The 24,056-nt window shown below is 41.3% G+C and carries 26 protein-coding genes, 2 pseudogenes and 1 riboswitch; of the genes and pseudogenes, 17 read left to right on the top strand and 11 right to left on the bottom strand.

Going from position 1 to position 24,056, the window contains the following annotated elements:
• The first annotated feature begins 84 nt into the window (after positions 1-84).
• From NSQ17_RS01270 to NSQ17_RS01285, 4 genes are all read left to right on the top strand, one after another.
• Entirely contained in the window at positions 85-717 is a 633-nt protein-coding gene (locus NSQ17_RS01270) for a TetR/AcrR family transcriptional regulator (protein ID WP_008343904.1), read from the top strand.
• Positions 718-745: 28 nt separating this feature from the next.
• Positions 746-1,417: a bacitracin ABC transporter permease gene (locus NSQ17_RS01275; RefSeq protein ID WP_342467755.1), complete on the top strand. Its 672-nt coding sequence runs from the start codon at positions 746-748 to the stop codon at positions 1,415-1,417.
• 17 nt (positions 1,418-1,434) lie between these two features.
• On the top strand, positions 1,435-2,202 hold the full coding sequence (locus NSQ17_RS01280; protein WP_335352546.1) for a DUF4097 family beta strand repeat-containing protein: 768 nt from the start codon (positions 1,435-1,437) through the stop codon (positions 2,200-2,202).
• A 219-nt stretch (positions 2,203-2,421) separates the two neighbouring features.
• Complete coding sequence (locus NSQ17_RS01285) at positions 2,422-3,810, top strand: amino acid permease (RefSeq protein WP_008343901.1); 1,389 nt, start codon at positions 2,422-2,424, stop codon at positions 3,808-3,810.
• A gap of 38 nt (positions 3,811-3,848) precedes the next feature.
• On the opposite strand, the gene NSQ17_RS01290 is transcribed toward NSQ17_RS01285, so the two are convergent.
• From NSQ17_RS01290 to NSQ17_RS01310, 5 genes and pseudogenes are all read right to left on the bottom strand, one after another.
• Positions 3,849-4,730: a glycerophosphodiester phosphodiesterase gene (locus NSQ17_RS01290; protein WP_045034665.1), complete on the bottom strand. Its 882-nt coding sequence runs from the start codon at positions 4,728-4,730 to the stop codon at positions 3,849-3,851.
• A 92-nt stretch (positions 4,731-4,822) separates the two neighbouring features.
• The gene (gene glpT, locus NSQ17_RS01295; protein ID WP_008343899.1) at positions 4,823-6,157 is read right to left on the bottom strand and encodes a glycerol-3-phosphate transporter; all 1,335 of its coding nucleotides are present in this window, start codon (positions 6,155-6,157) and stop codon (positions 4,823-4,825) included.
• A 218-nt stretch (positions 6,158-6,375) separates the two neighbouring features.
• A complete protein-coding gene (locus tag NSQ17_RS01300) occupies positions 6,376-7,146 on the bottom strand; it encodes a SurA N-terminal domain-containing protein (RefSeq protein WP_144679767.1) in 771 nt (256 codons plus the stop codon).
• A 152-nt stretch (positions 7,147-7,298) separates the two neighbouring features.
• Entirely contained in the window at positions 7,299-8,786 is a 1,488-nt protein-coding gene (locus NSQ17_RS01305; RefSeq protein ID WP_342468076.1) for a thioredoxin domain-containing protein, read from the bottom strand.
• Between the two features lie 84 nt (positions 8,787-8,870).
• Positions 8,871-9,362: pseudogene (locus NSQ17_RS01310) on the bottom strand (thioredoxin domain-containing protein); the annotation flags it as partial.
• A gap of 573 nt (positions 9,363-9,935) precedes the next feature.
• Here NSQ17_RS01310 and NSQ17_RS01315 point away from each other — a divergent pair.
• Positions 9,936-10,391, top strand: coding sequence for a stage III sporulation protein AH (locus NSQ17_RS01315; protein ID WP_144679763.1), 456 nt, complete (start codon positions 9,936-9,938; stop codon positions 10,389-10,391).
• Between the two features lie 355 nt (positions 10,392-10,746).
• On the opposite strand, the gene fabF is transcribed toward NSQ17_RS01315, so the two are convergent.
• Complete coding sequence (gene fabF / locus NSQ17_RS01320; protein WP_342467756.1) at positions 10,747-11,979, bottom strand: beta-ketoacyl-ACP synthase II; 1,233 nt, start codon at positions 11,977-11,979, stop codon at positions 10,747-10,749.
• A 103-nt stretch (positions 11,980-12,082) separates the two neighbouring features.
• On the opposite strand from fabF, the gene NSQ17_RS01325 reads away from it, so the two are divergent.
• Positions 12,083-12,919: a helix-turn-helix transcriptional regulator gene (locus tag NSQ17_RS01325; protein WP_342467757.1), complete on the top strand. Its 837-nt coding sequence runs from the start codon at positions 12,083-12,085 to the stop codon at positions 12,917-12,919.
• A gap of 129 nt (positions 12,920-13,048) precedes the next feature.
• On the opposite strand, the gene NSQ17_RS01330 is transcribed toward NSQ17_RS01325, so the two are convergent.
• Together NSQ17_RS01330 and NSQ17_RS01335 are read right to left on the bottom strand one after the other, a co-directional pair.
• Positions 13,049-13,657, bottom strand: a complete 609-nt coding sequence (locus tag NSQ17_RS01330) for a transglutaminase family protein (RefSeq protein WP_338704555.1) — start codon at positions 13,655-13,657, stop codon at positions 13,049-13,051.
• Between the two features lie 40 nt (positions 13,658-13,697).
• A pseudogene (locus tag NSQ17_RS01335) lies at positions 13,698-14,193 on the bottom strand (hypothetical protein).
• 118 nt (positions 14,194-14,311) lie between these two features.
• Between NSQ17_RS01335 and NSQ17_RS01340 the strand changes: the two are divergent.
• The 10 genes from NSQ17_RS01340 (at position 14,312) to NSQ17_RS01385 (ending at position 19,834) form a co-directional block, all read left to right on the top strand.
• Positions 14,312-14,626, top strand: coding sequence for a metalloregulator ArsR/SmtB family transcription factor (locus tag NSQ17_RS01340; protein ID WP_008343888.1), 315 nt, complete (start codon positions 14,312-14,314; stop codon positions 14,624-14,626).
• Positions 14,627-14,709: 83 nt separating this feature from the next.
• Positions 14,710-15,138, top strand: a complete 429-nt coding sequence (locus NSQ17_RS01345) for a DMT family transporter (protein WP_008343887.1) — start codon at positions 14,710-14,712, stop codon at positions 15,136-15,138.
• 13 nt (positions 15,139-15,151) lie between these two features.
• Positions 15,152-15,616, top strand: a complete 465-nt coding sequence (locus NSQ17_RS01350) for a DMT family transporter (protein ID WP_138278038.1) — start codon at positions 15,152-15,154, stop codon at positions 15,614-15,616.
• A gap of 122 nt (positions 15,617-15,738) precedes the next feature.
• Complete coding sequence (locus NSQ17_RS01355; RefSeq protein ID WP_003217059.1) at positions 15,739-15,999, top strand: metal-sensitive transcriptional regulator; 261 nt, start codon at positions 15,739-15,741, stop codon at positions 15,997-15,999.
• Between the two features lie 125 nt (positions 16,000-16,124).
• Complete coding sequence (locus NSQ17_RS01360) at positions 16,125-16,607, top strand: DsrE/DsrF/DrsH-like family protein (RefSeq protein WP_008343885.1); 483 nt, start codon at positions 16,125-16,127, stop codon at positions 16,605-16,607.
• Positions 16,608-16,621: 14 nt separating this feature from the next.
• Positions 16,622-16,978 (top strand): rhodanese-like domain-containing protein, encoded by a 357-nt coding sequence (locus NSQ17_RS01365; RefSeq protein WP_148942579.1) that lies wholly within the window; start codon positions 16,622-16,624, stop codon positions 16,976-16,978.
• Positions 16,979-17,030: 52 nt separating this feature from the next.
• The gene (locus NSQ17_RS01370) at positions 17,031-17,591 is read left to right on the top strand and encodes a sulfurtransferase TusA family protein (RefSeq protein WP_342467758.1); all 561 of its coding nucleotides are present in this window, start codon (positions 17,031-17,033) and stop codon (positions 17,589-17,591) included.
• A 15-nt stretch (positions 17,592-17,606) separates the two neighbouring features.
• Positions 17,607-18,734 (top strand): MBL fold metallo-hydrolase, encoded by a 1,128-nt coding sequence (locus NSQ17_RS01375; RefSeq protein ID WP_160758222.1) that lies wholly within the window; start codon positions 17,607-17,609, stop codon positions 18,732-18,734.
• 34 nt (positions 18,735-18,768) lie between these two features.
• On the top strand, positions 18,769-18,999 hold the full coding sequence (locus NSQ17_RS01380) for a sulfurtransferase TusA family protein (protein ID WP_342467759.1): 231 nt from the start codon (positions 18,769-18,771) through the stop codon (positions 18,997-18,999).
• 58 nt (positions 19,000-19,057) lie between these two features.
• Complete coding sequence (locus NSQ17_RS01385) at positions 19,058-19,834, top strand: sulfite exporter TauE/SafE family protein (protein ID WP_342467760.1); 777 nt, start codon at positions 19,058-19,060, stop codon at positions 19,832-19,834.
• A 52-nt stretch (positions 19,835-19,886) separates the two neighbouring features.
• Here the strand turns inward: NSQ17_RS01385 and NSQ17_RS01390 are convergent, their stop codons facing one another.
• Together NSQ17_RS01390 and proS are read right to left on the bottom strand one after the other, a co-directional pair.
• Complete coding sequence (locus NSQ17_RS01390) at positions 19,887-20,063, bottom strand: hypothetical protein (RefSeq protein ID WP_017358723.1); 177 nt, start codon at positions 20,061-20,063, stop codon at positions 19,887-19,889.
• A 291-nt stretch (positions 20,064-20,354) separates the two neighbouring features.
• Positions 20,355-21,788: a proline--tRNA ligase gene (gene proS / locus NSQ17_RS01395; protein WP_017358725.1), complete on the bottom strand. Its 1,434-nt coding sequence runs from the start codon at positions 21,786-21,788 to the stop codon at positions 20,355-20,357.
• Between the two features lie 400 nt (positions 21,789-22,188).
• Positions 22,189-22,288: riboswitch (purine riboswitch) on the top strand.
• Between the two features lie 77 nt (positions 22,289-22,365).
• On the opposite strand from proS, the gene NSQ17_RS01400 reads away from it, so the two are divergent.
• The gene (locus tag NSQ17_RS01400; protein ID WP_096880926.1) at positions 22,366-23,538 is read left to right on the top strand and encodes an MFS transporter; all 1,173 of its coding nucleotides are present in this window, start codon (positions 22,366-22,368) and stop codon (positions 23,536-23,538) included.
• Positions 23,539-23,591: 53 nt separating this feature from the next.
• On the opposite strand, the gene NSQ17_RS01405 is transcribed toward NSQ17_RS01400, so the two are convergent.
• The gene (locus NSQ17_RS01405; protein ID WP_073415831.1) at positions 23,592-23,969 is read right to left on the bottom strand and encodes a hotdog domain-containing protein; all 378 of its coding nucleotides are present in this window, start codon (positions 23,967-23,969) and stop codon (positions 23,592-23,594) included.
• Between the last annotated feature and the right edge of the window lie 87 nt (positions 23,970-24,056).

The raw sequence follows: 24,056 nt of genomic DNA on the forward strand, positions 1-24,056 counted from the left end.
TGAAAAATATAAATAAACATACCGACGGTCGGTATGTAAGAGGAGGCGTTTGAACTGGCGCGAAATAAGTATCCAGAAAAGACGATGCAGCAAATTTTGGACGTGTCGACAAAGTTGTTTCAGGAAAAGGGATTTGAAAAGACAAGTTTGCAAGATATTATCCATGAATTGAATATGTCTAAAGGGGCTATATATCATCATTTTAAATCGAAGGATGAAATATTACGCGGCGTGATGGATCGGCAGTTTCGTTATGCAACCGAGAAGCTTGAGGAGTTAATTGAGCATACGGAGGCAGCTCATGCGAAAGAGAAGCTGCAGCTTATCCTGGAGCAGCTTGTGGCAGACCCGCAGTCTCATTCGATTGATGGGATCTTGGTTGATCAGATGAAAAATCCGCAATTTGTGATTGAAGGCATGAAGACAGGTGTCAATCAGGATGCTTTGAGAATCAAACAGTTAATCATTGAAGGGATTGAGGATGGTTCGATGGAAACTGCGTTTCCTGGTGAAGTGGCAGAAGTATTTTTGCTTCTTGTGAATATATGGTTGAATCCCACCTTGTTTGTCCGCAATCATGAAGAAACGGTCCAGCGTTTGTGTTTTTTAAAGCAGATGATGAAGGGTCTTGGCGTGGATATTGTGAGTGATCTATTTATTCAAAAGGTGACAGCGCACTATGCTGAAATTGGCGGGTATGATCTCCCCGAAAGATAAAGAATGCCAACTGATGGGAGGATGACGTATGATTCATTTTATGAAGGTTGAGCTAAGAAAAGGCCACATGAAGCAGTATATTCAAGCTAGTTTCATCGCGAGTATTGTGCTGCTAGTATTCATCTATTTTATTGCGTTTGCTGCAAAAATTGAACGCGAACCGGGTTTTCAGCAATATACGAATATTTATTTGTTAACGAGTACAGTATGGATGATCTTTTTTTCTATCATCACAGCTATGCTGTATTGGCGTGTAGGCAAGACTGTTTATCAGGAACGCACATCCAATTCAGTGAGATTCCTTTCTCATATGATATGGATGGTGTGCCTTTCAACGTTTGCGATGATGTGTAGTATCATTCCTTCGTTTGTTGTGTTTAGTGTGACTGAATTGTTTTTCCCTATTGTTCACGATACGCTGACGGCAGGTTCTCTGTTTCAATTGATGAAAACATTCTTTATGTTGATTGTTTGTGTTCAAGCGATTGGCATGATGGCGATGAGAATAGGGTTGAGTAAGAAATCTGTTTTGATGACCGTCCTGACTGCAATTGTTTTATGTGCTGTTTTAGGAAATGTATCGCTCGCCATTTATGGCAATGATCAAATGAACCTCATCCTGTCAGGAGTGATGATTGCAGCAGTCCTCATTGTGATCTTGGAATTGTGGAGCCGCCTCGGCCGGCTGCAAACGAGGTAATTCATGATGGGAAAGGGATGAGACATGTGAAGTATACGGTTCAAATTGAAGAAGCAATAACGGAACTTTCGTTAAACTGGCTGGTGGGAGATGTTCGCCTTTATCACCATGATCATCCTTATTTATTGATGAAGCAGACCACCAATCACGTATTCCCCCATCGGTATTTACTGCATCATCAAGTGCAGGAAGGCAGGCTAGTCATTCAAGATAAAAGAAAACGAGCGATCAGCTTGGGGCTTCATCTTCATCAAACGAATTTGGAGATTTACCTCCCTCAGGCACAGTTACAGTCCTTGTCTATTCATTGTAAAGGAGCAAATCTATTCTTGAATGGACTGAAGGTGAAGGAGGCTGACTGCCAATTGATTTCTGGAAAGTCCATGTTTACGGGAGAAATCAAGCATCTGCACTTGCAGACAGTGGGTGGACTTATCTCTAGTCAACAGCTCAACACGCAGACATTGAGCCTGCGTACTACTTCGTCAAAAGTGGAGATGGTAGGTGCTTTTTCAGATATTGATCTGAATTTAATAGGCAGAAGGGTACAGATACATTCAAAGGCCATGTTGCATTCGCTCAAATCGACGTCAACTGGATCATCTGTCAAAGTGGCAATTCCGGAAAATGATGGATTTATTTGTTATGTGAAGAAAAGATCAGGTACTTTTCACAATGACTTTCCTTGTGTTGATGATCAGGAGAGAATGGTTTATAAAAATGGAGGGAAAAGCTTTGAGGTCGATATAAGGGGAGGTTCTTTTCTATTAAGTGATGGTCATTGAAGCGATGATGATCCTCTGATTCGATATATCAATATAAAATAATTTGAATATCTTTTTATGTCAGAATATTTTGTTAATAGTGTTTTCCTCAAAAAAACAATTGTTTTTTAAGGGTAGATTTATTATGATAATATACATCGAAAGATTGAAGATTTTGAATCAGAATGAAAATTCTGATTTTTTATTTTTTATGTTGTTTGTTGATGAGGGGGAATAGAAGTGGCTCAAAAGGAATTAAAGAGAGGGTTAAGTGCTCGTCATATTCAAATGATTGCGCTTGGCGGCACAATTGGTGTTGGCTTATTTATGGGATCAGCTAAAGCCATTCAATGGACAGGTCCATCGGTTCTTCTCGCGTACGCAGTGTGTGGTATTTTTATCTTTTTTATTATGCGTGCGATGGGAGAAATGTTGTATCTTGAACCGAGTACGGGATCGTTTGCTACATTTGGGCATCAATATATTCATCCGCTTGCGGGGTATATGACAGCTTGGAGTAACTGGTTCCAGTGGGTCATTGTTGGAATGTCTGAGATTATCGCCGTAGGTGCTTATATGAAATATTGGTTCCCGGAGTTACCGGCGTGGATTCCGGGATTAATCGCCATGATCATTTTAGGTGCGGCCAACTTGATTTCGGTTAAGTCATTCGGTGAGTTTGAATTCTGGTTTGCGATGATCAAAATTGTGACGATTATTCTAATGATCATTGCAGGTTTAGGCATTATTTTCTTTGGGTTTGGCAATGGTGGAACAGCGATTGGTTTGTCTAACCTTTGGGCGCACGGCGGATTCTTTACAGGTGGATTTAGCGGTTTCTTGTTTGCATTGTCCCTAGTGATTGCTGCCTATCAAGGGGTAGAGCTCATTGGGATTACTGCAGGTGAGGCGCAAAATCCACAAAAGACGCTGACAAATGCCATCAAAAGCATCATCTGGCGTATTTTGATTTTCTATATCGGTGCGATCTTTGTCATCGTGACGGTGTATCCGTGGGATCAGCTGAATACGCTCGGCAGTCCATTTGTGGCGACGTTTGCGAAAATTGGAATTACGGCAGCAGCAGGTATTATTAACTTTGTTGTCATTACAGCAGCGATGTCCGGCTGTAATAGTGGAATCTTCAGTGCGGGACGTATGCTTTATACATTAGGTGTGAATGGACAGGCACCTGCTTTCTTTACAAAAATTTCGAAGAATGGTGTACCGTATTTTGGGACATTTGCTGTGCTGATTGGTTTAGCGGTTGGGGTGGTCTTAAATTACGTTTCTCCGCCAAACATTTTCGTTTATGTGTATAGTGCGAGTGTCCTTCCTGGTATGGTGCCTTGGTTTGTCATTTTGATTAGTCATATTGGCTTCAGAAAGGCGAAGGGGGCAGCGCTTGATCAGCATCCATTTAAGCTACCGCTTGCGCCATTTTCTAACTATTTGACAATCGGATTCTTGCTGATGGTGCTTGTGTTTATGCTGATTAATCAGGATACACGAATTTCTCTCATTGTGGCAATTGGGTTCTTGATTTTAGTGGCGCTTAGCTTTTTTGTATTTGGAATTGGTAAACGAAAACCGATTGAAACAGCTTCTTCTGATCAAACGGTGAAATAATCAAAAGCCTTGCGGAACAACCGCAAGGCTTTTGTCGTTTACAGAGAAGCTTTGACACGCTGAAAGACATCTGGAAAGTTGGTGAAAAGACCGGTGACGCCGTATTGCAGAAGACGTGTCATGTCTGCTTCGCTGTTTACCGTATATGGATGAAGGAGGAGTCCATGGCTTCTGACTTGCTGTACATTTTCAAGTGTCAAAGCTCTAAAATTCGGTCCGACCCCCACTGCATACGATTTGATGAAGTCGAGCTGATCATCTGTAATAGACGTCATTTGTGCTCTATCTAATAGCTGTACTTTTGGAAGCCGAGGGGCGAGTTTCTGCAATTTTAATAGACTTTCTTGGCTGAAAGATTGGATAATGACCTGCCCTTTTCTCGTATGTTTTCCAAGAAGATGATGTTTCTTTAAGACGGCCAATAGTTTTTCTTCCATTTGCGGATAGATGTCTGGTTTTTTGGTTTCAATATAATAATTTTCTCGTTTACCGAAGTAGCGTAATACCTCATCTAATGTGAGGACTTGCTGTCCAATAAAGTGGGCATTTTGTTTGTCGGGGTTGGCTTCGTTAAACCATGCACCGGCATCGAGCTGTTTGATTTCGGCGAGTGTGAGGTCTTTGACCCAGCCGGTTCCGTTTGTCGTCCGGTCAACCGTTTCATCGTGCATGACGATGAGGTGTCCATCCTTTGTCATTTGAAGGTCGAGTTCGAGGTAATCTGCATTCATCTTTGTGGCGAGCTTGTAGGAAGCTAGGGTATGCTCTGGGGCATACCCTGATGCTCCGCGGTGTGCAACGGTTAAAATGCGATCTGGAGATAAAAGATGTTCATGTGCCGACATGGTGGTCGGCACCCAACCAAAAGACAGTAAAGCAAAAGAGAGTAACACGAAAGCAAGTAATCTACTTTTCTTCATATTTTATCCTCCTTTTACGGTAACTGCCTCCATCATAAGAAATAGATGTAAAGGGCATGTTGGGCGGAGATGAATCTTTTATGTGATTTTCATTAAGCTTGCTCTACGCGCTTTCCTGTATTCCATGTCATGGCGAGGAACACAATCGCAAGGATACAAGAACCAACTAGTAAAATGAAACCTCCTGTCCAGTCATAGTGATCGACGACGACGCCCATCATGGCATTAGCAAAAGCAGAGCCACCAATATATCCAAAGAATCCTGTCAATCCGGCAGCAGTGCCAGCGGCTTTTTTCGGAGCGAGATCAATGGCTTGCAGTCCAATGAGCATGACAGGTCCGTAAATTAAAAACCCGATGCTGATGAGGGCAATGTTATCAACCATTGGATTGCCAGCAGGGTTTAACCAGTACACAAGAACCGCAATTAATACGCCAATCATAAAGAGGACGCCAGCAGGTGCGCGGCGGCTTCTAAAGAAGCGGTCACTAATCCACCCGCACAATAATGTACCAGGGATGCCTGCATATTCATAAAGGAAATAAGACCAGCGTGAATGCTCTGGTGAGAATCCTTTTGCTTCTGTTAAATAGGTAGGTGCCCAGTCTACGACCCCGTAACGGACAAAGTACACAAAGACGTTGGCAATGGCGATATACCAAAGGAATTTATTGTTGAGTACATATTTAAACAAAATCTCTTTTACGGTTAATTCTTTTTCTTGATCTTCATATTGTTGTGCCGGATAGTCATTTCGGTATTCTTCAATTGGCGGAAGACCAGCGGATTGCGGGGTGTCCCGAACGAGAAGAATGATGACGAAGGAGACGATAATGGCGATGATGGCAGGGAAGAAAAAGATACTTTTCCACGTCGCAAACAAAACAATTCCTAATGTGATAAGCGGTGCAAGAATTCCCCCACCGATATTGTGAGCGACGTTCCAAATGGACATTTTCGTACCACGTTCACTCACCGAAAACCAATGCGCCATCGTTCGTCCGCATGGCGGCCACCCCATTCCTTGAAACCAGCCGTTTAAGAACATGAATAAAAACATGATCCATACACTGGATGTCACCCATGGAAATGAGACAAATAGAATATTGATAAGAGCTGATAGAAAGAGTCCAGCGGCTAAAAAGTATCTTGGGTTACACCGGTCTGAGATCATCCCCATAATGAATTTACTAAAGCCATAAGCGATTGAAACAGCCGCCAGTACAAAGCCTAATTCACTTTTTGTGAACCCCTCTTCCTGTAAATAAGGGATGGCAAATGCGAAATTTTTGCGCAGCAAATAGTAGCCCGCATATCCGATAAAGATTCCCAAAAAGACTTGCAGCCGCAACCTTTTATAGGTTTCGTCTGTTTTGGCATCATCGAGCCTGTCGATATGCGGAGCTGGTTTAAACCATTTGAACATAAACATCCTCCTCTTGTAGATATGACTGAAACAAAAGTACGAGGTCTGTCTTTGATCTTGTACTTTTTCAGAGACAAAAGAATTGATAACGCTTTCTTTTGTACTCCCATCATATCGGATGGAGAAGATGTTTATGATGAGGCTTTTGTCATTATTTTGGAAAAACAGTTCATGAAGTGATGAAAAAAATCCGCACAATGGCGGATTTTTAATAGTGGTTAAATTGATACATTAATTTTTGCAGCTTTCTTTAGTTGATCAATTTCTTTTTGTACTTCTTTTTGTTTTTCTTGAGATTCTAACTGCTTCTTGATTTGTGATTTGACGTCTTTGAAATCAGGTGCTTTTTGTTTTTGTTTTTTCATTTGTTCGGCGTATTGGTCATAGTACGCTTTGACGTCTTTTTCAGACACAGAGGCTGATTTAATTTCTTTGTCGACATATTGGCTGTATTTGATGCTGTCGGCAATATCACTTTTCAACTGATCCATTGTCAGTCCGCTCTTTTTGAGTGCTTCCTCAAATTGGGCATTGTCTTTAAATTGTTTCTTTTCTTCTTTTAGCTGCTTATCGACTTGCTTGTCAGAGGCTTTATAGCCCTTCTTCTCAGCATCTTGCAGGATGAGCTCTTGACCTACTAGCGCATCAATGGTTTGCTTCTTGACAGCTTTTGCGCCTTCTTTAGATGTTGGGTCTTGTCCTGACTGCTGAAGTTGACCTTGAATGGTCGATAAGGCGCTATTGTATTCACTTCCTGTGATTTTATCTTTGTTGACGGTCGCAACGACCTTTTGATCATCAATTTTTTGTGCGTCTAATTTCTTTTGCATCTCTTCCATTTGCTTTTGCTGCTCTTTTTGGTCAGCCTGTGTTGTTTCCTTGCTTTTGGCTGAATCGTTTTGCTTATCCTGTTTCGCATCGTTTGATGAGCAGGCTGCAAGCCCCACTGATAACAGACAAGCAATGAGTGTATATGATACTTTTTTCAATTATTTTCTCTCCCTTCGGTATGAGAACATCTAGTGCGCATTCTAACCGTTTTAGAGGAAAAATAAAACCGTACAGATGAATTGTTAGCAGATTGACATGTTTTTTATCTGTTTGTCCTCATTTTGTCTTCTCATAGTCATCATATGACAGTTTAAATTTGAAATAATTGTTCCATCGCTTCGTCGAGATTGGTGATCGGCTGGCGGCAGCTGTAGTTTTCACAAATATAGACCGTCGTGCTGTCGTTGATCGTTTTGTAATCTTTTGCAAAAGGTGCGAGCCTTGCTAATTCTTGCCCTGTTTCGGCAGTTAAAATGAGATCAAATGGCATGAATCGTTTTTGCAATGCTTGTAGAAGCTGTTCTTTTTGCGGATCGCCCTTTTTCCCGAGAATAATGATTTCTCGTTTTACGGCATATTGGCTTAATAGTCCTTGTAAAAAGGCGGTATGTCCGCTTGGATAGGAAGAGACATCGACGTAAAAGGCGCTGAACATCTTCTCTAGTGTCTCGATCCAGTCTTGACGTCCGATCATTCTGCTTAGTTTCAGAAGCTGTTGGAGTGCAGTACTGTTACCAGACGGCATGGCCCCGTCGTATACTTCTTTTTCACGAACGATAAGCGCTTCTGCATCTGAGCCTGAGAAGAAAAAGCCCCCGATTTGCTCATCCCAAAACAGTTCAAACATATTTTCAGCAACGGCTCTGGCTTTTGTCAGCCAATCTAGGTCAAAGGTCGCTTCGTATAAAGACATATAAGCTGTTAGCATGTGAGCATAATCTTCGATAAAGCCTAGATGCTTCACGTCCCCTTCCCTGTAGCGGACCATGAGCCGTTCCTGCTGGACGAGGTGTGTTTCTAGAAAAGACATTGCCTGTTTTGCCATGCGTATGGCTTCTTCTTCATGAAAGACACTCCCTGCTTTGGCAAGTGCGGAAATCATCAGCGCATTCCACGAGGTGAGTACCTTGTCATCGATTAGCGGTGCAGGTCGCTGCTGTCTTACAGTGAGTAAGGTGTGTCGAGCGGATTGTAGTTTGGAATGAAGGGTTTTGTCGTCGATTGAAAAAGCTGCTTTGATGTCATCAAATGAGGTGGAAATGGTATGAGGGATGTTCTGTCCTTCAAAATTTCCTTCCTCTGTGATGTGGTAGACCGCACAAAATAAAGTGCCGAGGTCATCACCTAAATGGGTCATGATCTCCTTTTTTGTCCAAACGTAATATTGCCCTTCCTTTCCTTCTGAATCGGCATCGATTGCCGAATAAAAAGAGCCATCACGATTCATCATGTCTCGTTTGATAAATTGAATGAGGTCATGGACAAGTTTTTCGTACTCCGGGTGTTGAGTGATTTGATAGGCTTCGGTGTAGGCATTTATCAGCAAGGCGTTATCATACAGCATCTTTTCAAAATGCGGCACAAGCCATTTTTCATCTGTTGAATATCGAGTGAATCCAGAACCAATATGATCATAAATACCGCCGTTTGCCATACCGTTTAACGTTTTTGTGACAGCATATAACGCATTTTCTTGCCCTGTCCATTCAAAATAGCGCATGAGAAACGAGAGCATATGAGGCGCAGGAAATTTAGGCGCAGAACCGAAGCCGCCATACAGCGTATCAAAGCTGCTCATGAGCTGATAATAGGCTTTGTGAATCGACTCCTGAGTGAGCGTATTCTCTGTCTGCCCTGCTGCCTTGATCCGCAAATTATTTGTTGCCTTTTCTGCCAATGATTCAATATGATCTCGGTCGTTGTGATACGCATCCAGCAATTGCGTCAGTGCTTCAATGAAGCCAGGACGTCCGTAAGCACTTCTTTTTGGAAAATAAGTCCCCGCATAAAACGGCTTTTGATCAGGCGTGACAAACACGTTGAGCGGCCAGCCGCCTTGCCCAGTCATCATCTGACAAACGGACATATACATCGAGTCAATGTCTGGACGCTCCTCACGATCGACTTTGATTGAAATGAAATGCTCGTTTAGGATGTCAGCGACTTGTTGATCTTCAAAGCTTTCGTGTGCCATGACGTGGCACCAGTGGCAAGTGGCATAGCCGATGCTTACCAGCAAAGGCTTGTTTTCTTTTTTTGCTTTATCAAATGCTTCTTTTCCCCATGGATACCAGTTAACTGGGTTATGGGAGTGTTGGAGAAGGTATGGAGATTTTTCAGTGATTAATCTGTTGGGTTTATTGTTAGTAGACATGGAATCTCCTCCTTTCATATTTATTTATCAAATCTTTTTGAGTGTAAAGGGTGATGGGCTTAAGGAATTTCATTTGAATTTAGATAGTACTACTTCAAAAAAGTTACGTAGGATAATAACCGATAGTTCTTTATTTTGAAACTGAGCAAAAATCAAAAAACTATAATTAGGTCAAAGATTTATAGGGACTGCTGTGGAAATTTTAACTTTCGATAGATTTGTTTTCAATTCTTTTATTCACTTCATTAATTATGAAAACCTATATTAATGCCTTTTAAATGGAATTTTTTACTATATTTATCTTGTGTGTATTTAATCAATAATAACAAGCTGTTATAATAGCTTTGTGTTTTTATGAAAATATGTGTTAAAAGTGGTGTTGGAAATAAATGCATACTATTCATTCTAGTAATCTCTTCGTTTGGTGGAGAAGCACTTTTAGCACATTTAATTTCAATAGGTCTAGCGGTGACTATTACAGGAGTTACTTATGTTGCATAATCTGAGTTTAAGAAGCATAAAAGAACATACATTCAAAAAATCTAAAAAATGGGTATATGAGAAGGTGTAGATATGTTAGTTATTGATCAAAATCCAAAAGGTGAGCAGTACTCCAAATTAATTGATTTGGCTTTCGAAATTTGTGATGAGTTTCATTTAGTTTTAAGAAAAGATATGGGATCTTTAAAATTTTTTGATCCCTTCCTAAAAAAACTTGAAAGTTCATTGAAAGAGATGAAAGAACAATCAGAATGGGCTAGCACAATGCTATTTAACAATACAGCAAAAGTTTATTACTATTATACAGATGAAAATGCGAAGAGTATTCTAAAAGAATTCGCAAATTCTTTATATGATTGGGAGCAACCAAATTTACCAGAAGACTTGTCCTTCTTCAAAAATGGAGAAGAATGGCTGGTTACATCTTCTCATGAAGAAGAAAGTTATATAGATACGGAAAATGATACAGAGATACAAAGGATATTAAGTATACCAGAATTAAAAGTACATATGGAAAAATGGGATTAATGCTATTTAGTATTCAATAATAGTGTATTGATATAAAAGTAAGGAGGTTAATAAGATAGTTTCCTTACTTTTAAAATGTTATGGGCGTTCTCATCTTTATTTCTTAATTAAGATGTATTGTTTGTGTTCCAATAGAAGATTTGAACTTTAAATGTTTCCCAAATTGTTGAGTCTTGAAATTAATAACTAAATCCAAACTCTCATCCTTATCTTCATCCTCAAAACCGTCTAAACAGGAATATAATTAATATATCAGATAGCTGAGGTCCGTGATCAATTGTCTGTGAGGTATTCCCATCATGAAAAATCAAGGGCTATAAACCCTTGATCAATTCATTGTATTCTTTTCACTACTTCAATCGTAATGTTTTAACAAGATGGCTGAATTATGTCCTCCAAAACCAAAAGAATTGGATAGCCCATATTTCAATGGAAGCTGTCTCGCTTCTAATACAACATCTAAATTGCAATCTGGATCTTGTTTCTCTACATTAATAGTTGGCGGAATCATTCCTCGTCTCAAACTTTCCACTAAAGCAATCGCTTCTACTCCGCCTGCAGCACCAAACATGTGCCCAGTCATTGACTTGTTCGCAGTTGTTGGAATTTCACCTGAACGATCACCAAATAATTTCTTCATGGCTAGAACTTCTGAACGATCACCTACTTGTGTACTTGTTGCATGAGCACTAATAACATCGATTGCACTTGTTGATATATCTGCACTTCTCAATGCTTTCTTCATGGCTAAGTAGGCACCCCTACCTTCTGGGTGTGAAGCGACCATATGATGTGCATCTGAACTAGCCCCGTATCCCACTACTTCACATAATATCGGCGCATCTCTAAGAATTGCGTTGTCTAATGATTCTAATACTAAGATACCTGCGCCTTCACTCATAACAAAGCCATCTCTATCTGTATCGAATGGGCGGCTGGCACGACTTGGGTCTTGGTTTCTAGTAGACAGTGCATGTGCGTTTCCAAAACTAGCCAAAGATATCTGGTTGACGGCAGCTTCTGCTCCACCGGCAAATATTATATCTGCTTCATCATTTCGGATCGCATTGAAAGCTTCGCCAATAGAAGTGTTCCCAATAGAACAAGCTGTGACTGGTGACAATGATGGCCCTTGTGCGCCTAATTTAATGCTGATTTGGGCCGCAGCTGCATTTGAAATCATCATGGGGACAAGGCTAGGGCTTACTCTCGAGGGACCTCGTTTATCTAATACATTCACCTGATCAACAAGCGATTGTATGCCCCCGATTCCTGAACCAACATATACGCCTAAACGTTCAAGATCTACTTGATCTAACTGTAATTGTGAATGTTCTAATGCTTGTTCGGCTGCTGCTAAGGCAAACTGACTAAAACGATCTAATCGTTTTGCTTCTTTTCTCCCTAATATTTCATCTGCATCGAAATCACGAACGATTCCAGCTATTTTTGTTTTATAATCAGTCGTATCAAAAGAATCAATGAGAGATATTCCCGATTGTCCTTTCATGAGTTGATTCCAAAAGCTATCTATATCATTTCCAAGTGGAGAAATAACTCCCATTCCAGTAATGACAACTCTTTTCATGATCATTCCCTCCTTGTTTTTATTAACTTTAGCCATTGTGTTATCCTATTACAAGTTGTTGTTTATCCTAGTATAATGAATAATATTTTAAAAGGAGACCTTAATGAAACCTGAAACAAGACTTCAAGCATTATCAGAATTTCTAAAAAACCAACGTTCGAAAATTACGCCTCAAATGGTTGGTTTACCTGTAGGAACCCGCAGAAGAACACCAGGACTCAGAAGAGAAGAAGTGGCTCAACTAGCCGGTGTGAGTCTTACTTGGTATACATGGTTAGAGCAAGGCAGAGATATAAAAGTATCTACTTCGGTATTAGATGCGATTTCTAGTGCATTACAATTAAATAACGATGAAAGGAGATATTTGTACGCTTTAGCGTTAGAGGAAGGTGTGAAACAATCCTATATCATTGAGAATGAGAAGGAAATCAGTCCGGCTTTAGTGAAAATTCTGCAGGAACTTCGTTATTGCCCAACGATTATATCTGATAGAAGAAGTCAGATTGTTGGGTGGAATCAAGCAGCAGCTAGTGTATTTTTGGACTTTGAACAAATCATTCCGGCAGAAAGGAATATCATCCGCTTACTATTCGCAAGAAAGGAATTTAAAAGTTTAGCCGTGAATTGGGAGCATTTTGTAAGAGGATATATCGCCATATTTAGAACGTATTATGGACAGTATGTGGCGGATGACTGGTATGAGCAATTTATAGAAGAAATGGAGCAGGCATATCCTGAGTTTCGTAAAATATGGAATGAAAATGAGATCAGTTATGCACCTGAAGTATTAATTGAATTTCGTCATGCTAAGGTAGGGAAAATGTTGTTTAATCTCACTTCATTACAAGTGTATGGGGATACTGATTTAAGATGCAGTGTCTATACTCCAGTTGAGGATACTGAAACGGAGCTTAAGTTAAAACGTTTAATTGAAGGGTAGGTTTCGTTTGGATGAGGTTATTATGGCCATTAAATATAAAAGAGATCCTATGCTGTCAGTGAGAAGTGGGCATAACCGATGCTGATGAGCACGGGTTTAGTTTCACGTTGAGGCTTCTTGCCCCCAAGCCTATATCTTTTCTGGTAAATGGTGTTTATACATCTCAATAGCATCTGTATGTTCTTTTAAAATACTCATTGTTTTTGGATGGGGTCTTACATATATCAAAGGATAGTCGACTTCATCTAACTCTTGTTGAGTATGAAAAGCTAATCTCTCATGGTCAAGAGAAAATTGAGCATTAATTCCTGTTTTGTTCCCGCGTGAATCTAATCGAATCCATCTATTAAGTGAATGAAAAAATACAGCATTCAATGCGTGAATGCAATATCCTTTATCTGGCGTATCGAACAACATTAATCGCTGGTAACAAAAACCTGTGGGTATTCCCTGTGAGCGCAACAGGGCAGCCAATAGGTTCGACTTTGCGTAGCAAATTCCCTCTTTAAATGTTAATACATCTGATGCATGACAAGTCACTCGTTTGGATTGAATATCCCATGTATGGGATATTTCATCTCGAACAAACTCATAGGCTGCTTTTGCTTTTTCTATTTCTGTCTGCAAAGGGTTGAAAAGTTCATTTACAAGTGTACAAATAATAGGATTAGAATAATCAACTTCATTTAATTCCAGTAAATAATCATTAAAGTTTTTTGATTCACATGTCATATTCATTATAATGTCTCCTTTTCTCTATACTTTTACTGCAGAAGGTCTATTTTTTCACCAACACATATTGTAAGTTTTCTAATTCAAACATATCAATCAGTTCATCGATCCCTTTGTTTTCCAAACCGTTTTGTGCTTAGGTCAATTTCTACATCCAATTGATCGTCCTTTTCTTTCATTTCGAGTTCATTTAGACAAGAATAGATTTCGATGGTTTCTCCTTTTGACAGCTCTTTTTCAATGAATTTAAAAAGTGCACGAAGAGAATGAATGATGTCTAATTCATAAACAAAAGGGTGCGTGAATTTGTTTCTTACCGCTTCATTGACGGGATCTAGACAATCAATGTGAAGGCCTTCGAAATCCTCTTCTGTTTCAAATACTTCTATCAAAAGATCATCTTTTTGATAGATTTTGGGCTTTTTTTGTTTTTTATCAAACATGCTGATATTGAGTTCAGAGAATGGTTTATAGGTAGGATTTTGACCAATGGTACCAAGTGGCAGTTCTTTGTTTGATCCAATATAATGCTGTAAAGTCATGGGTTGCCCTCTTTCCTTGAAATATTCCTTATAGCGTTGATTATTTCCTTTTTACCAATTTAGAGGTGAATATGCAATGGCTTGACATATCGGTATTTCTAGATATACAATGTCTGCCATGGAACCTATTGATGTGTTTAAGGCATTATCGAATGAAACAAGGTTGAATATTTTAAAGTGGCTCAAGGAACCAGAGAAGCATTTTCCTAAGCAAGGCGCTCATTTACCGAAGGAGGTTAGTTATAAGGGGGGCGTTTGTGTTGGGGATATTCAAGAAAAGGCGCAAATTTCTCAATCAACGGTCTCTAGCTACTTACATTTGATGCAAAAGGCTGGTCTGCTTGAATCGGTACGGCATGGACAATGGACATACTATAGACGAAATGAAGAATTTATCCAACAGATCGGACAATATATGAAAACAGAGATCTAAAGGATGTGTGATTTCTGTTTTTTTCTATTCTATATATCTATTTATCTAGATATACAAATATATGAATCAAAGGAGATTTAATGATGCGTTTAATTTTTTATGTGCTTGCACTATTAGCGGGTGCGGCACTTAGTTTTGAAGGAGCCATCTATGCGGAGCTTGGGAAGTCGATCGGACAGTTAGAAACGAGTTTTTATAACTTTTTTGTCGGTTCAATTATTATGGGGCTATTGTGGCTCTTTTTTGGCAAAGGTGACCTTTCCTATACGTTGAAGGCACCAAAATGGTCACTGCTTGGCGGAGCGATGGGGGTTGTGTATTTAACGTCTATTGTGGTGAGTGTTCCATTCGTTGGTGTGGGGGTAACGATGGTCGCTGTCATTATTGGTCAGCTGCTGATGAGTATGGTGATTGAGCATTTTGGCTGGCTTGGGAGTCAGAGAACGAGAGTAAACAAAGAGAAGGTATTTGCGGTCATTTCGATGATCATTGCCCTTATTCTTATTCATTAGGAGGAAACTCGATATGGCATTATTGTTAATTTTATTTACTTTAATCGGAGGCATTACGTTAAGTGCGCAATCTTCCATAAACGGTACGTTTAGCAGGAGAGCGGGTACGATTGAAACGACCTTTTTGACCTTTTTAACGGGTACGATGTTTTTAACCATTCTGATTTTATTCTTTGGGAGCGGCCATCTGTTGAATCTCTTGCATGCGCCGAAGTGGCAGTTGAGTGCGGCTTTTCTTGGAACGGCTTATTTAATTCTGACAGTGATCGCTGTTCCGAAAATCGGTGTCATTGCTGCGAATATTGCGGGGATTGCTGGGCAGCTTGTCATTGGAATGGTCATTGATCATTTTGGCTGGTTCCATAGCTTGGTGATTTCACTTGATCTCAAACGCATATTGGCATTGTTCTTTATGCTGATCGCTCTTTATTTTATTTACAAAGGAAATAAGCGTTCTCGAGAGGAAGCGAGTGCTTAAAGAGAACGTGCTGCTGCGACATTTGCTCTCAGCAGCTCTTTTATACTGATTCATCATGTTTGACTAAATACCTATCAGGGTATACTATCTGATCATAGGGAAAAGAGAAAGGAGTGTTAAACGTGGAGTATAATCAGCAGATGAAGAATCGTCTTCGCCGGATTGAAGGGCAGATTAAAGGGGTTCTTGCGATGATGGAGCAGGGAAAGGATTGCCGTGAAGTGGTGACGCAGCTATCTGCATCACGCAATGCCATTGATCGGGCGATGGGTGTGATTGTAAGTACAAATCTTGAGCAATGTGTCCGTGAAAGTCTTGAACAAGGCAAGGATACAGAGGGGCTTGTCAAAGAAGCGGTTGAGCTCTTGGTGAAAAGCCGGTAAGAAATTCCTCAGCCTTTGGAGGTTGACGAATTTTTTTACTTGTTATAATATACCCTTACCGGTATGTGTATATATTTTTTGTTTTCTATATACCCCCATGGGTAATTGATATAAGGAGGAGCATGATGGAAGAACAAAAGAAACGAACGACAATTGTTTTATTTAGTGGAGATTATGATAAAGCGATGGCCGCTTATATTATTGCAAATGGCGCAGCAGCTTATGATCACGAGGTGACTATTTTTCATACTTTTTGGGGGCTGAATGCCTTGCGTAAGGAAGAGATGGTGCCACTGAAGAAGGGATTTTTAGAAAAAATGTTTGGCAAAATGATGCCGCGTGGCGCTGATCGAATGGGGCTGTCAAAGATGAATTTTGCAGGAATGGGACCGAAGATGATCAAGCATGTGATCAATAAACACAATGCCATGACCCTGCCGCAGCTCATTGATATGGCGAAGGAACAAGAGATCAACCTCGTGGCATGTACGATGACGATGGATCTTTTAGGGCTGCAGGAGAATGAATTACTAGCAGACATTCAATATGCCGGTGTGGCAGCGTATTTAGCAGAGGCAGAAATCGGGAATGTGAACTTATTTATCTAGGGGGGTGTCCATACATGATTCAAACGCTTTTGCTCATTATTGTGATCGCTTTGCTTGTGAGCCGTTTTCTTCCCGTACGGGGTGTGAAACAAATGGACGCAGCTCATCTGAAACCTAAATTGCATAGTCGGCATCAACAGCTGATAGACGTGCGATCACCTTTAGAGTTTCAAACAAATCATATAAAAGGATTTCAAAATATCCCCTTATTCCAGTTAAAGGAACGAGCGCATGAGCTTGAGAAAGACAAAGAAGTGTATGTGATCTGCCAGAGCGGGATGAGAAGTATGCAGGCGGCTAAATTGTTAAAAAAACAGGGATTTACCCACATTACGAATATCAAGGGTGGCATGAATGCTTGGCGATTATAGGTATAAATAGGCTTTAAAATATACCCCCACCCCTATAAAAGGAGGAAAAACAATGCAGCAACCAACAGCAATTCTAGATGCAAAAGGATTGGCATGCCCAATGCCCATTGTCAAAACGAAAAAACAAATGAATGAGCTCTTGCCAGGAGATGTGCTTGAAGTGCAAGCAACCGATAAAGGGTCTACAGCGGATTTAGCAGCTTGGTCAAAAAGCGCCGGTCATGAATTTTTAGGAACAAAAGTAGAAGGACAGGTGCTTCATCATTTGATTCGTAAAGGTGGAGCGAAACAGGAGGAGGAGCAGTCAATGATTTCGGAAATGTCGTTGAACATGTTTCAACAGAAGGTAAAAGAAGATCAGTCATTGTTTATTTTAGATGTACGAGAGCCGGATGAATATGAAGCGGGCCATATTCCAGGAGCTGTTCACATCCCTCTTGGCGAGGTGGAACATCGTGCTGATGAATTGAACCGAGAAACGCTCATTTACCTCATCTGTCATTCAGGCAGAAGAAGTGAATTAGCCGCACAAAAGTTAAAAGAAAAAGGATTTCATCAATTGATCAATGTAGTGCCAGGCATGAACAGCTGGACAGGAGAGATTGAAAAATAGGAGCTGAATGAACCAATGACTGTAAAAGCAATGACAGCAGAACAGTTAACAAAAAAGATCATCAACAAAGAGCCGATCTTTTTGTTGGATGTACGAAACGAATCAGATGTGCAGGACTGGAAAATTGAAGGGAAAGCCGTTGAATATTTAAATGTGCCTTACTTTGAGCTTCTTGATGGCGTAGAGGATATGGTGGAGAACATACCGGATGACCTAGATGTACTGGTCGTTTGTGCGAAAGAAGGCTCTTCTATTATGGTGGCAGAGATGCTGTCAGAGGCAGGCAGAACGGTCCATTATTTGCAAGGCGGCATGAAGGCATGGAGTGAGCATTTAGAGCCAGTGAAGATCGGTGATTTAACTGGTGGTGGAGAGTTGTACCAATTTGTGAGAATGGGCAAGGGGTGCTTGTCCTATATGATCATGTCGAATGGGGAAGCTGCGATTATTGATGCGGCTAGAATGACGGAGGTCTATACGCAATTTGCTAAAAAACATCAAGTCACGGTGACGCATGTGTTTGATACGCACCTTCATGCGGACCATATATCTGGCGGGAAAAAGCTGTCTGAACAGACTGGCGCTATCTATTGGCTACCGCCAAAAGACGCCGAAGAGGTGACATTTGATTACAATCACCTTGAAGAAGGACAGCGTGTGACGATTGGAGCGACGGAGATTGAGATTCATGCCCTTTATTCACCGGGCCATACGATTGGTTCAACCTCTTTTATCGTAGACGGCCGTTATCTCCTTTCAGGTGATATTTTGTTCATTGATTCGATCGGAAGACCTGACCTAGCCGGTATGGCGGAGGACTGGGTAGGTGATTTGAGGGAAACCCTTTATACACGATATACGGCGCTTTCGGCAGAATTGATTGTGCTGCCTGCACATTTTATGATCGTGGATGAGCTGAATGAAGACGGGAGCGTTTGGAAGAAGCTAGGCGCTTTGTTTGAAGAAAATCACGGGCTGAACATTGAAGATGAAGACGTATTTAGACAAATGGTCACGCAGGATCTACCTGCACAGCCAAACGCTTATCAAGACATTCGGTCTACCAATATGGGGAAGCTGCATCCAGACGAGGAAGCGCAGCGAGACATGGAAATTGGTCCAAACCGTTGTGCGATTCGATAATGTTCAATAAAATAAAGAAGCGAGGGATGATCAGATGACATCAGATCACATTTTAGACGTAACCGGGCTTGCATGCCCAATGCCGATTATTCGGACGAAGAAAAAAATGAACGACTTGGCAGAAGGCCAAGTATTAGAAATACATGCAACAGATAAAGGGGCCAAAGTTGATTTGGCTGCATGGGCTAAGTCAAGCGGACATGAATTGGTCACGCAGACGGATGAAGGGCATGTGCTGAAGTTCTGGGTGAGAAAAGGGTCCTAAAGGGGAGAGGGGTATCTATGAGGGAGCCCCTTTTCCTTTTGCAAAGGAGGAGATCAGCGTGGATTTTGCATTTTTCATTACTTTATTTATCATCGGATTTATTGGTTCCTTCTTATCAGGAATGGTCGGAATAGGAGGATCGGTGATCAACTATCCCATGCTGCTTTATATCCCGCCTCTAGTCGGAGTGATGGCATTATCGGCACACGAGGTTTCAGGGATTGGTGCCATTCAAGTACTATTTTCGACACTCGGCGGTGTGCTGGCGTATCGAAAAAGCGGATTTTTACATCGACCATTGATCTTATATATGGGGAGCAGTATATTGGCAGGGAGTTTATTAGGCAGCTATTTATCACATTTCCTTCCAGAGAAAGGCATCAATTTAGTCTATGGTCTGCTTGCCATTGTCGCTGTCATTTTAATGCTTGTTCCGAAAAAAGGTCAGCAGGCAGAAGCGGATGGAGAGGTGACCTTTCATAAAGGAATGGCGGCTGGTATTGCCTTTGTGATCGGAAGTGTATCGGGTGTATTAGGTGCAGGCGGTGCCTTTATTTTAGTGCCGGTGATGCTATCGATTCTCAAAATCCCTGTGCGGATGACGATTGCCTCGTCTCTGGCGATTACGTTTCTCTCTGCGATCGGCGCATCGGCTGGGAAAGTGCTGACTGGTCAAGTCATGTTCTTGCCTGCGCTTGTCTTAATGGCGGCCAGTCTGATTGCTGCGCCGATTGGGGCGAAAATTGGTCAGAAAATCAATGCCGTTTATTTGCAATGGGCGCTTGCCGTGATGATTACAGCCACAGCGATCAAAATCTGGGTGGATTTATTATAAGAAAAAGACCAACAACTGAGAGCAAGGGCTCTTTTCCATGTGTTGGTCTTTTTTATTTCATGTCATCGTGCTCGATATACGTTTCAAGTGCAGGGTGGTACTCTTTTTGATAATGAAGATTGGGGCATGTTTTCACGACTTTGCCTTGCAAGGCATTGGACTTCGAGACATCTAATGCTGTTTTACATTTTGGACAACGTTCGTTAAATATTGAGAGCCAGCGCTTCATAGATCACCACTCCAGTTAAAGTCTTAAAAACCGATTATATTAATATGAATTATAGGGGATTGTGTGAAGGAGGTCAATGGATATTTGGCTCTTTTTAACAAAAAAGAAGCATCGTATAAGATGCTTCAGCGTATAGACAAACCCTTGCATTCTTTGTCAGCCTTGCATGCTGGCGCTCATGATTTTTAATTTCGCTTCGCAAGAGTCCGAAGGCTTTCCGTCACGCTGAAAAGAAGACAAAGGGCTAAAATAAAGTTCATTTTAGCCCTTTGTCAACAATTTGAAGTATGATTAGTAGGCTTTTGCCCAGAACACCATATCAGAAGCAGGTTTCCCGCAGCAGACACATGTGTCAGAAACGGATTCTTGTTCAAACGGGATACAGCGTGATGTTGCTCCTGTTCTCTCTTTGATGTCGTTTTCGCAGTCTTCATCACCGCACCACATGGCTTTGATCAACCTGTTTTCTTCGGCAAGAAGCTGCTCGATGTCTTCGATTGTGTGGGCGTTTGATGTTTTTTCATGTAATCGTTCTTTTGCTTTTTCGTACATCGTCTGCTGAATGTCTTCAAGCGTGGACGTGATGGTTTGTTCAAGTGCATCTAACGTGACGGCTTGCTTTTCACCTGTGTCTCGTCTTGCGAGCATGACCTGGCCTTTTTCCATATCCTTTGGTCCTACTTCTATGCGTAATGGGATGCCCTGCATTTCACATTCGTTGAATTTCCAGCCAGGCTGTTTATCACTTGCATCGATGTCAGCGCGTGCGATGCGGGCGAGTCGATCCTTTAATTCATAGGCATGATCGAGGACACCTTCTTTATGGGAAGCAATTGGCACAACACGTACTTGGGTTGGCGCAATGTTTGGCGGCAGGACAAGTCCTCTGTCATCGCCATGCACCATGATCATAGCGCCAATGATTCTTGTGGTGAAGCCCCATGATGTTTGCTGGACATGCTCTAATTTTCCTTCTCGATTTAAAAATTCAATGCCAAACGCCTTGGCAAATCCGTTGCCGAAGAAGTGAGAAGTGGCGGTTTGCAGGGCTTTTCCGTCATGCATCAAGCTTTCAACCGTATAGGTGAAGCGAGCGCCAGCGAATTTTTCTTTCTCTGTTTTTCTTCCTTTAATGACAGGGATCGCTAGAAGCTCTTCACAAATAGACGCATAGACATGGAGCATTTTTTCTGTTTCTTCAATCGCTTCTTGCTCTGTCTCGTGACAAGTGTGCCCTTCCTGCCAGAGGAATTCAAGGGTTCTAAGGAATGGACGTGTTGTCTTTTCCCAGCGGACGACATTGGCCCATTGGTTATATAGCTTTGGTAAATCACGATAGGAGTGAATGATGTTTTTATAATGCTCAGCGAACAGCACTTCAGAGGTTGGTCTGACGCAGAGTCTTTCTTGTAATTCCGAATCACCGCCATGTGTCACCCACGCCACTTCAGGAGCAAAGCCTTCGATATGATCCTTTTCTTGCTGGAGAAGGCTTTCTGGGATAAAGAGCGGCATATAGACATTCTCGTGACCCGTTTCTTTGATTTGACGATCAAGTTCGTCGCGAATATTCTCCCAAATTTTAAAACCGTATGGCTGAATAATCATACTGCCTCTAACGCTTGAATAATCGACGAGACGCGCCTTTGTGACAACATCTGTATACCACTGGGCAAAGTCGTCTTCCATGCTTGTAATTTTCTCAACAAATTGTTTCTTTGACATCGTCTTTTTCCTCCTTTTAAAAAAACAAAAAAGCTGTGCTTTAAGTTAGGGACCATTCCTGGTGGTACCACCCTAATTTAAAGCACAGCTTTACACTCGATCATGATAACGGTATGAACCGCTGTATGAAACAGAACTAAATCGGCAGGTTCACTTGAAGATGTCAGTAGGAACTTCTCAGCACCGTTCCCTCTCTGGTAAAGATCGATTCAAGCTACTATTCCAGATCTACGTTGATTCTTGTTCGTTGATTTTTCATCAGTTTACCTGTAAATGGGGGAGAAAGCAAGTTGGTCCGCAAGTTCATTTCATGCCTTTCTTAGGTCGTTTATGTCGAAGAGCCATTGGCAAACATTTTCTATTTTTGCAGCTTGCACGTTATGGAAGGCTATGCTAATATATTTGAAGAAAAAAATAGACTTGTATAACCTCAATAATATGGTTTGAGGGTTTCTACCAGGATCCGATAAATCCTGATTACAAAAGCGCGCTTTCCTTTTTTGTAATCAGGGTTTTTTTGTTTGTCTGCACCCTGTATCAAAAGTGAAAGCCATGATATAGAGAAGGGATGTTAGACATGAACTGGAGAGTTTATTTATTAGCTGTTTCTACTTTTGCGGTTGGATTAGTTGAGCTTGTGGTCGGGGGCATTTTGCCAAGTTTAGCAGAGGATCTCAATGTGTCTCTTGCGACAGCTGGGCAGCTGATCACGGTATTTGCGATTGTGTATGCTATTTCAGCACCGGTGCTACTGACCGTCACAGCCAAAATCGAACGAAAGCGTCTTTATTTAATCGCATTATTGGTCTTTACATTAGGCAATGTATTCACATATTTTAGTTCCACCTTTGCCCTTGTCATGATCTCTAGGGTCTTGATTGCCATGAGTACAGCGCTTGTTGTGGTGCTATCATTGACGATTACCGCCAAGCTGGTGGAACCGGCGCATCGAGCGAAAGCATTAGGTCTGATTTTTATTGGGATTAGCTCATCACTTGTTCTCGGTGTACCGATTGGTATTTTTATTACAGAGAGCTTTGGCTGGAGAGTGATGTTTTTAGGAATCAGTATTCTGTCAGCCATATCCATGGTGCTCATTTATTTTCTATTGGAGAAAATGCCTGTTGAAAAAGTCACACCGCTTAAAGAACAAATTCGTTCTTTAGGGCATCCGAAAATTTTCAGTGCGCATTTGATTAGCTTGTTCATGCTTGCTGGTCATTATATGCTGTATTCTTATTTCACGCCATTTCTGATGGAAGTTCTGCATATGACTCCGTTTTGGATTAGTATTTGTTATTTGGTCTTCGGACTTGCGTCGATTGGTGGGAATGGATTTGGCGGCTGGCTTAGTGACAAGCTTGGTTCAGGGAAAGCCATTTTGCTGGTGACAATCGCGTTTGCCATTGTGATGTTTATCCTTCCTTATACAGCGGGAGTGTTTATGCTCTTTATGGTGATGGTTGTCCTATGGGGTGCTCTTAGCTGGGCACTGACACCTGCTTTGCAGAGCTATTTGATTCAAACAGACCCTGTGACGTCTGATATTCAGCAGAGTTTGAATACATCCGCTTTGCAAATTGGGATTTCCATTGGATCAGCAGTGGGCGGCGTCATGTTTACAATGACTGGTTCATCCGTTGACTTGGCTAAATTCGGGGCTATTTTTGTGCTGATTGCCTTTAGCTGTGCAGTGATTTCATTAAAGAGACCGCCGCTTTATATGGATCGAGGGCATCAGGCTGAATAGAAGAGAATAAGAACGTTTTCGTGTTAGTTAGCTGCCTCCTCGTAGGCAGCTTTTTATTTTTTTAAAACCACACCTTCGCTTTTACCAGTAATGACTTCTTCTCCATGCTGATTGATATAACGGGAAAAAAGGTGGACACGATGGTATTTTTCAAGGGGTTCTACCTTGGTGACGGCCATCTGACAGGTAATGGTGTCACCTGTATAAACAGGGCGTATGAAGGTACATGTCATCTCTTGACCGATAAAATGAAACTGACCGCCAAGTTTCGTGGCTAGACTTGCGGTGAGAAAGCCGTGTACCATGAGCCTGCCTTGATCATCTAGCTCGGTATGATGTTTGCCAAGATCACCTGTCATCTCGCCAAATTGAATCACATCTTCATGCGTATAGGTTTTGCTTGTTTGAAATTGATCGCCTGGTCGAACCATCTGTTTTTTCAGCTCCTTTTTTTAAATGTACCAAAGGAGTGAATGAATGTACATTCATTTTTGTGGTGAGATGTTGGAAGCAAAGAA

Origin of the sequence: Bacillus sp. FSL W8-0629 (genome assembly GCF_038593225.1) — a bacterium.
GTDB classification, from domain to species: Bacteria; Bacillota; Bacilli; order Bacillales; family Bacillaceae; genus Bacillus; species Bacillus altitudinis.

What these genes read in the sequence shown, in the direction of transcription:
- glpT (WP_008343899.1), bottom strand. Translation starts at nt 6,157, where the DNA reads ATGTTCAAATGGTTTAAACCAGCTCCGCATATCGACAGGCTCGATGAT.
- NSQ17_RS01360 (WP_008343885.1), top strand. Translation starts at nt 16,125, where the DNA reads ATGGAAGAACAAAAGAAACGAACGACAATTGTTTTATTTAGTGGAGAT.
- NSQ17_RS01325 (WP_342467757.1), top strand. Translation starts at nt 12,083, where the DNA reads ATGAAACCTGAAACAAGACTTCAAGCATTATCAGAATTTCTAAAAAAC.
- NSQ17_RS01375 (WP_160758222.1), top strand. Translation starts at nt 17,607, where the DNA reads ATGACTGTAAAAGCAATGACAGCAGAACAGTTAACAAAAAAGATCATC.
- fabF (WP_342467756.1), bottom strand. Translation starts at nt 11,979, where the DNA reads ATGAAAAGAGTTGTCATTACTGGAATGGGAGTTATTTCTCCACTTGGA.
- NSQ17_RS01390 (WP_017358723.1), bottom strand. Translation starts at nt 20,063, where the DNA reads ATGAAGCGCTGGCTCTCAATATTTAACGAACGTTGTCCAAAATGTAAA.
- NSQ17_RS01340 (WP_008343888.1), top strand. Translation starts at nt 14,312, where the DNA reads ATGGAACCTATTGATGTGTTTAAGGCATTATCGAATGAAACAAGGTTG.
- NSQ17_RS01315 (WP_144679763.1), top strand. Translation starts at nt 9,936, where the DNA reads ATGTTAGTTATTGATCAAAATCCAAAAGGTGAGCAGTACTCCAAATTA.
- NSQ17_RS01350 (WP_138278038.1), top strand. Translation starts at nt 15,152, where the DNA reads ATGGCATTATTGTTAATTTTATTTACTTTAATCGGAGGCATTACGTTA.
- NSQ17_RS01400 (WP_096880926.1), top strand. Translation starts at nt 22,366, where the DNA reads ATGAACTGGAGAGTTTATTTATTAGCTGTTTCTACTTTTGCGGTTGGA.
- NSQ17_RS01365 (WP_148942579.1), top strand. Translation starts at nt 16,622, where the DNA reads ATGATTCAAACGCTTTTGCTCATTATTGTGATCGCTTTGCTTGTGAGC.
- NSQ17_RS01305 (WP_342468076.1), bottom strand. Translation starts at nt 8,786, where the DNA reads ATGAGCAGCTTTGATACGCTGTATGGCGGCTTCGGTTCTGCGCCTAAA.
- NSQ17_RS01275 (WP_342467755.1), top strand. Translation starts at nt 746, where the DNA reads ATGATTCATTTTATGAAGGTTGAGCTAAGAAAAGGCCACATGAAGCAG.
- NSQ17_RS01370 (WP_342467758.1), top strand. Translation starts at nt 17,031, where the DNA reads ATGCAGCAACCAACAGCAATTCTAGATGCAAAAGGATTGGCATGCCCA.
- NSQ17_RS01380 (WP_342467759.1), top strand. Translation starts at nt 18,769, where the DNA reads ATGACATCAGATCACATTTTAGACGTAACCGGGCTTGCATGCCCAATG.
- NSQ17_RS01270 (WP_008343904.1), top strand. Translation starts at nt 85, where the DNA reads ATGCAGCAAATTTTGGACGTGTCGACAAAGTTGTTTCAGGAAAAGGGA.
- NSQ17_RS01280 (WP_335352546.1), top strand. Translation starts at nt 1,435, where the DNA reads ATGAGACATGTGAAGTATACGGTTCAAATTGAAGAAGCAATAACGGAA.
- NSQ17_RS01330 (WP_338704555.1), bottom strand. Translation starts at nt 13,657, where the DNA reads ATGAATATGACATGTGAATCAAAAAACTTTAATGATTATTTACTGGAA.
- proS (WP_017358725.1), bottom strand. Translation starts at nt 21,788, where the DNA reads ATGTCAAAGAAACAATTTGTTGAGAAAATTACAAGCATGGAAGACGAC.
- NSQ17_RS01405 (WP_073415831.1), bottom strand. Translation starts at nt 23,969, where the DNA reads ATGGTTCGACCAGGCGATCAATTTCAAACAAGCAAAACCTATACGCAT.
- NSQ17_RS01345 (WP_008343887.1), top strand. Translation starts at nt 14,710, where the DNA reads ATGCGTTTAATTTTTTATGTGCTTGCACTATTAGCGGGTGCGGCACTT.
- NSQ17_RS01290 (WP_045034665.1), bottom strand. Translation starts at nt 4,730, where the DNA reads ATGAAGAAAAGTAGATTACTTGCTTTCGTGTTACTCTCTTTTGCTTTA.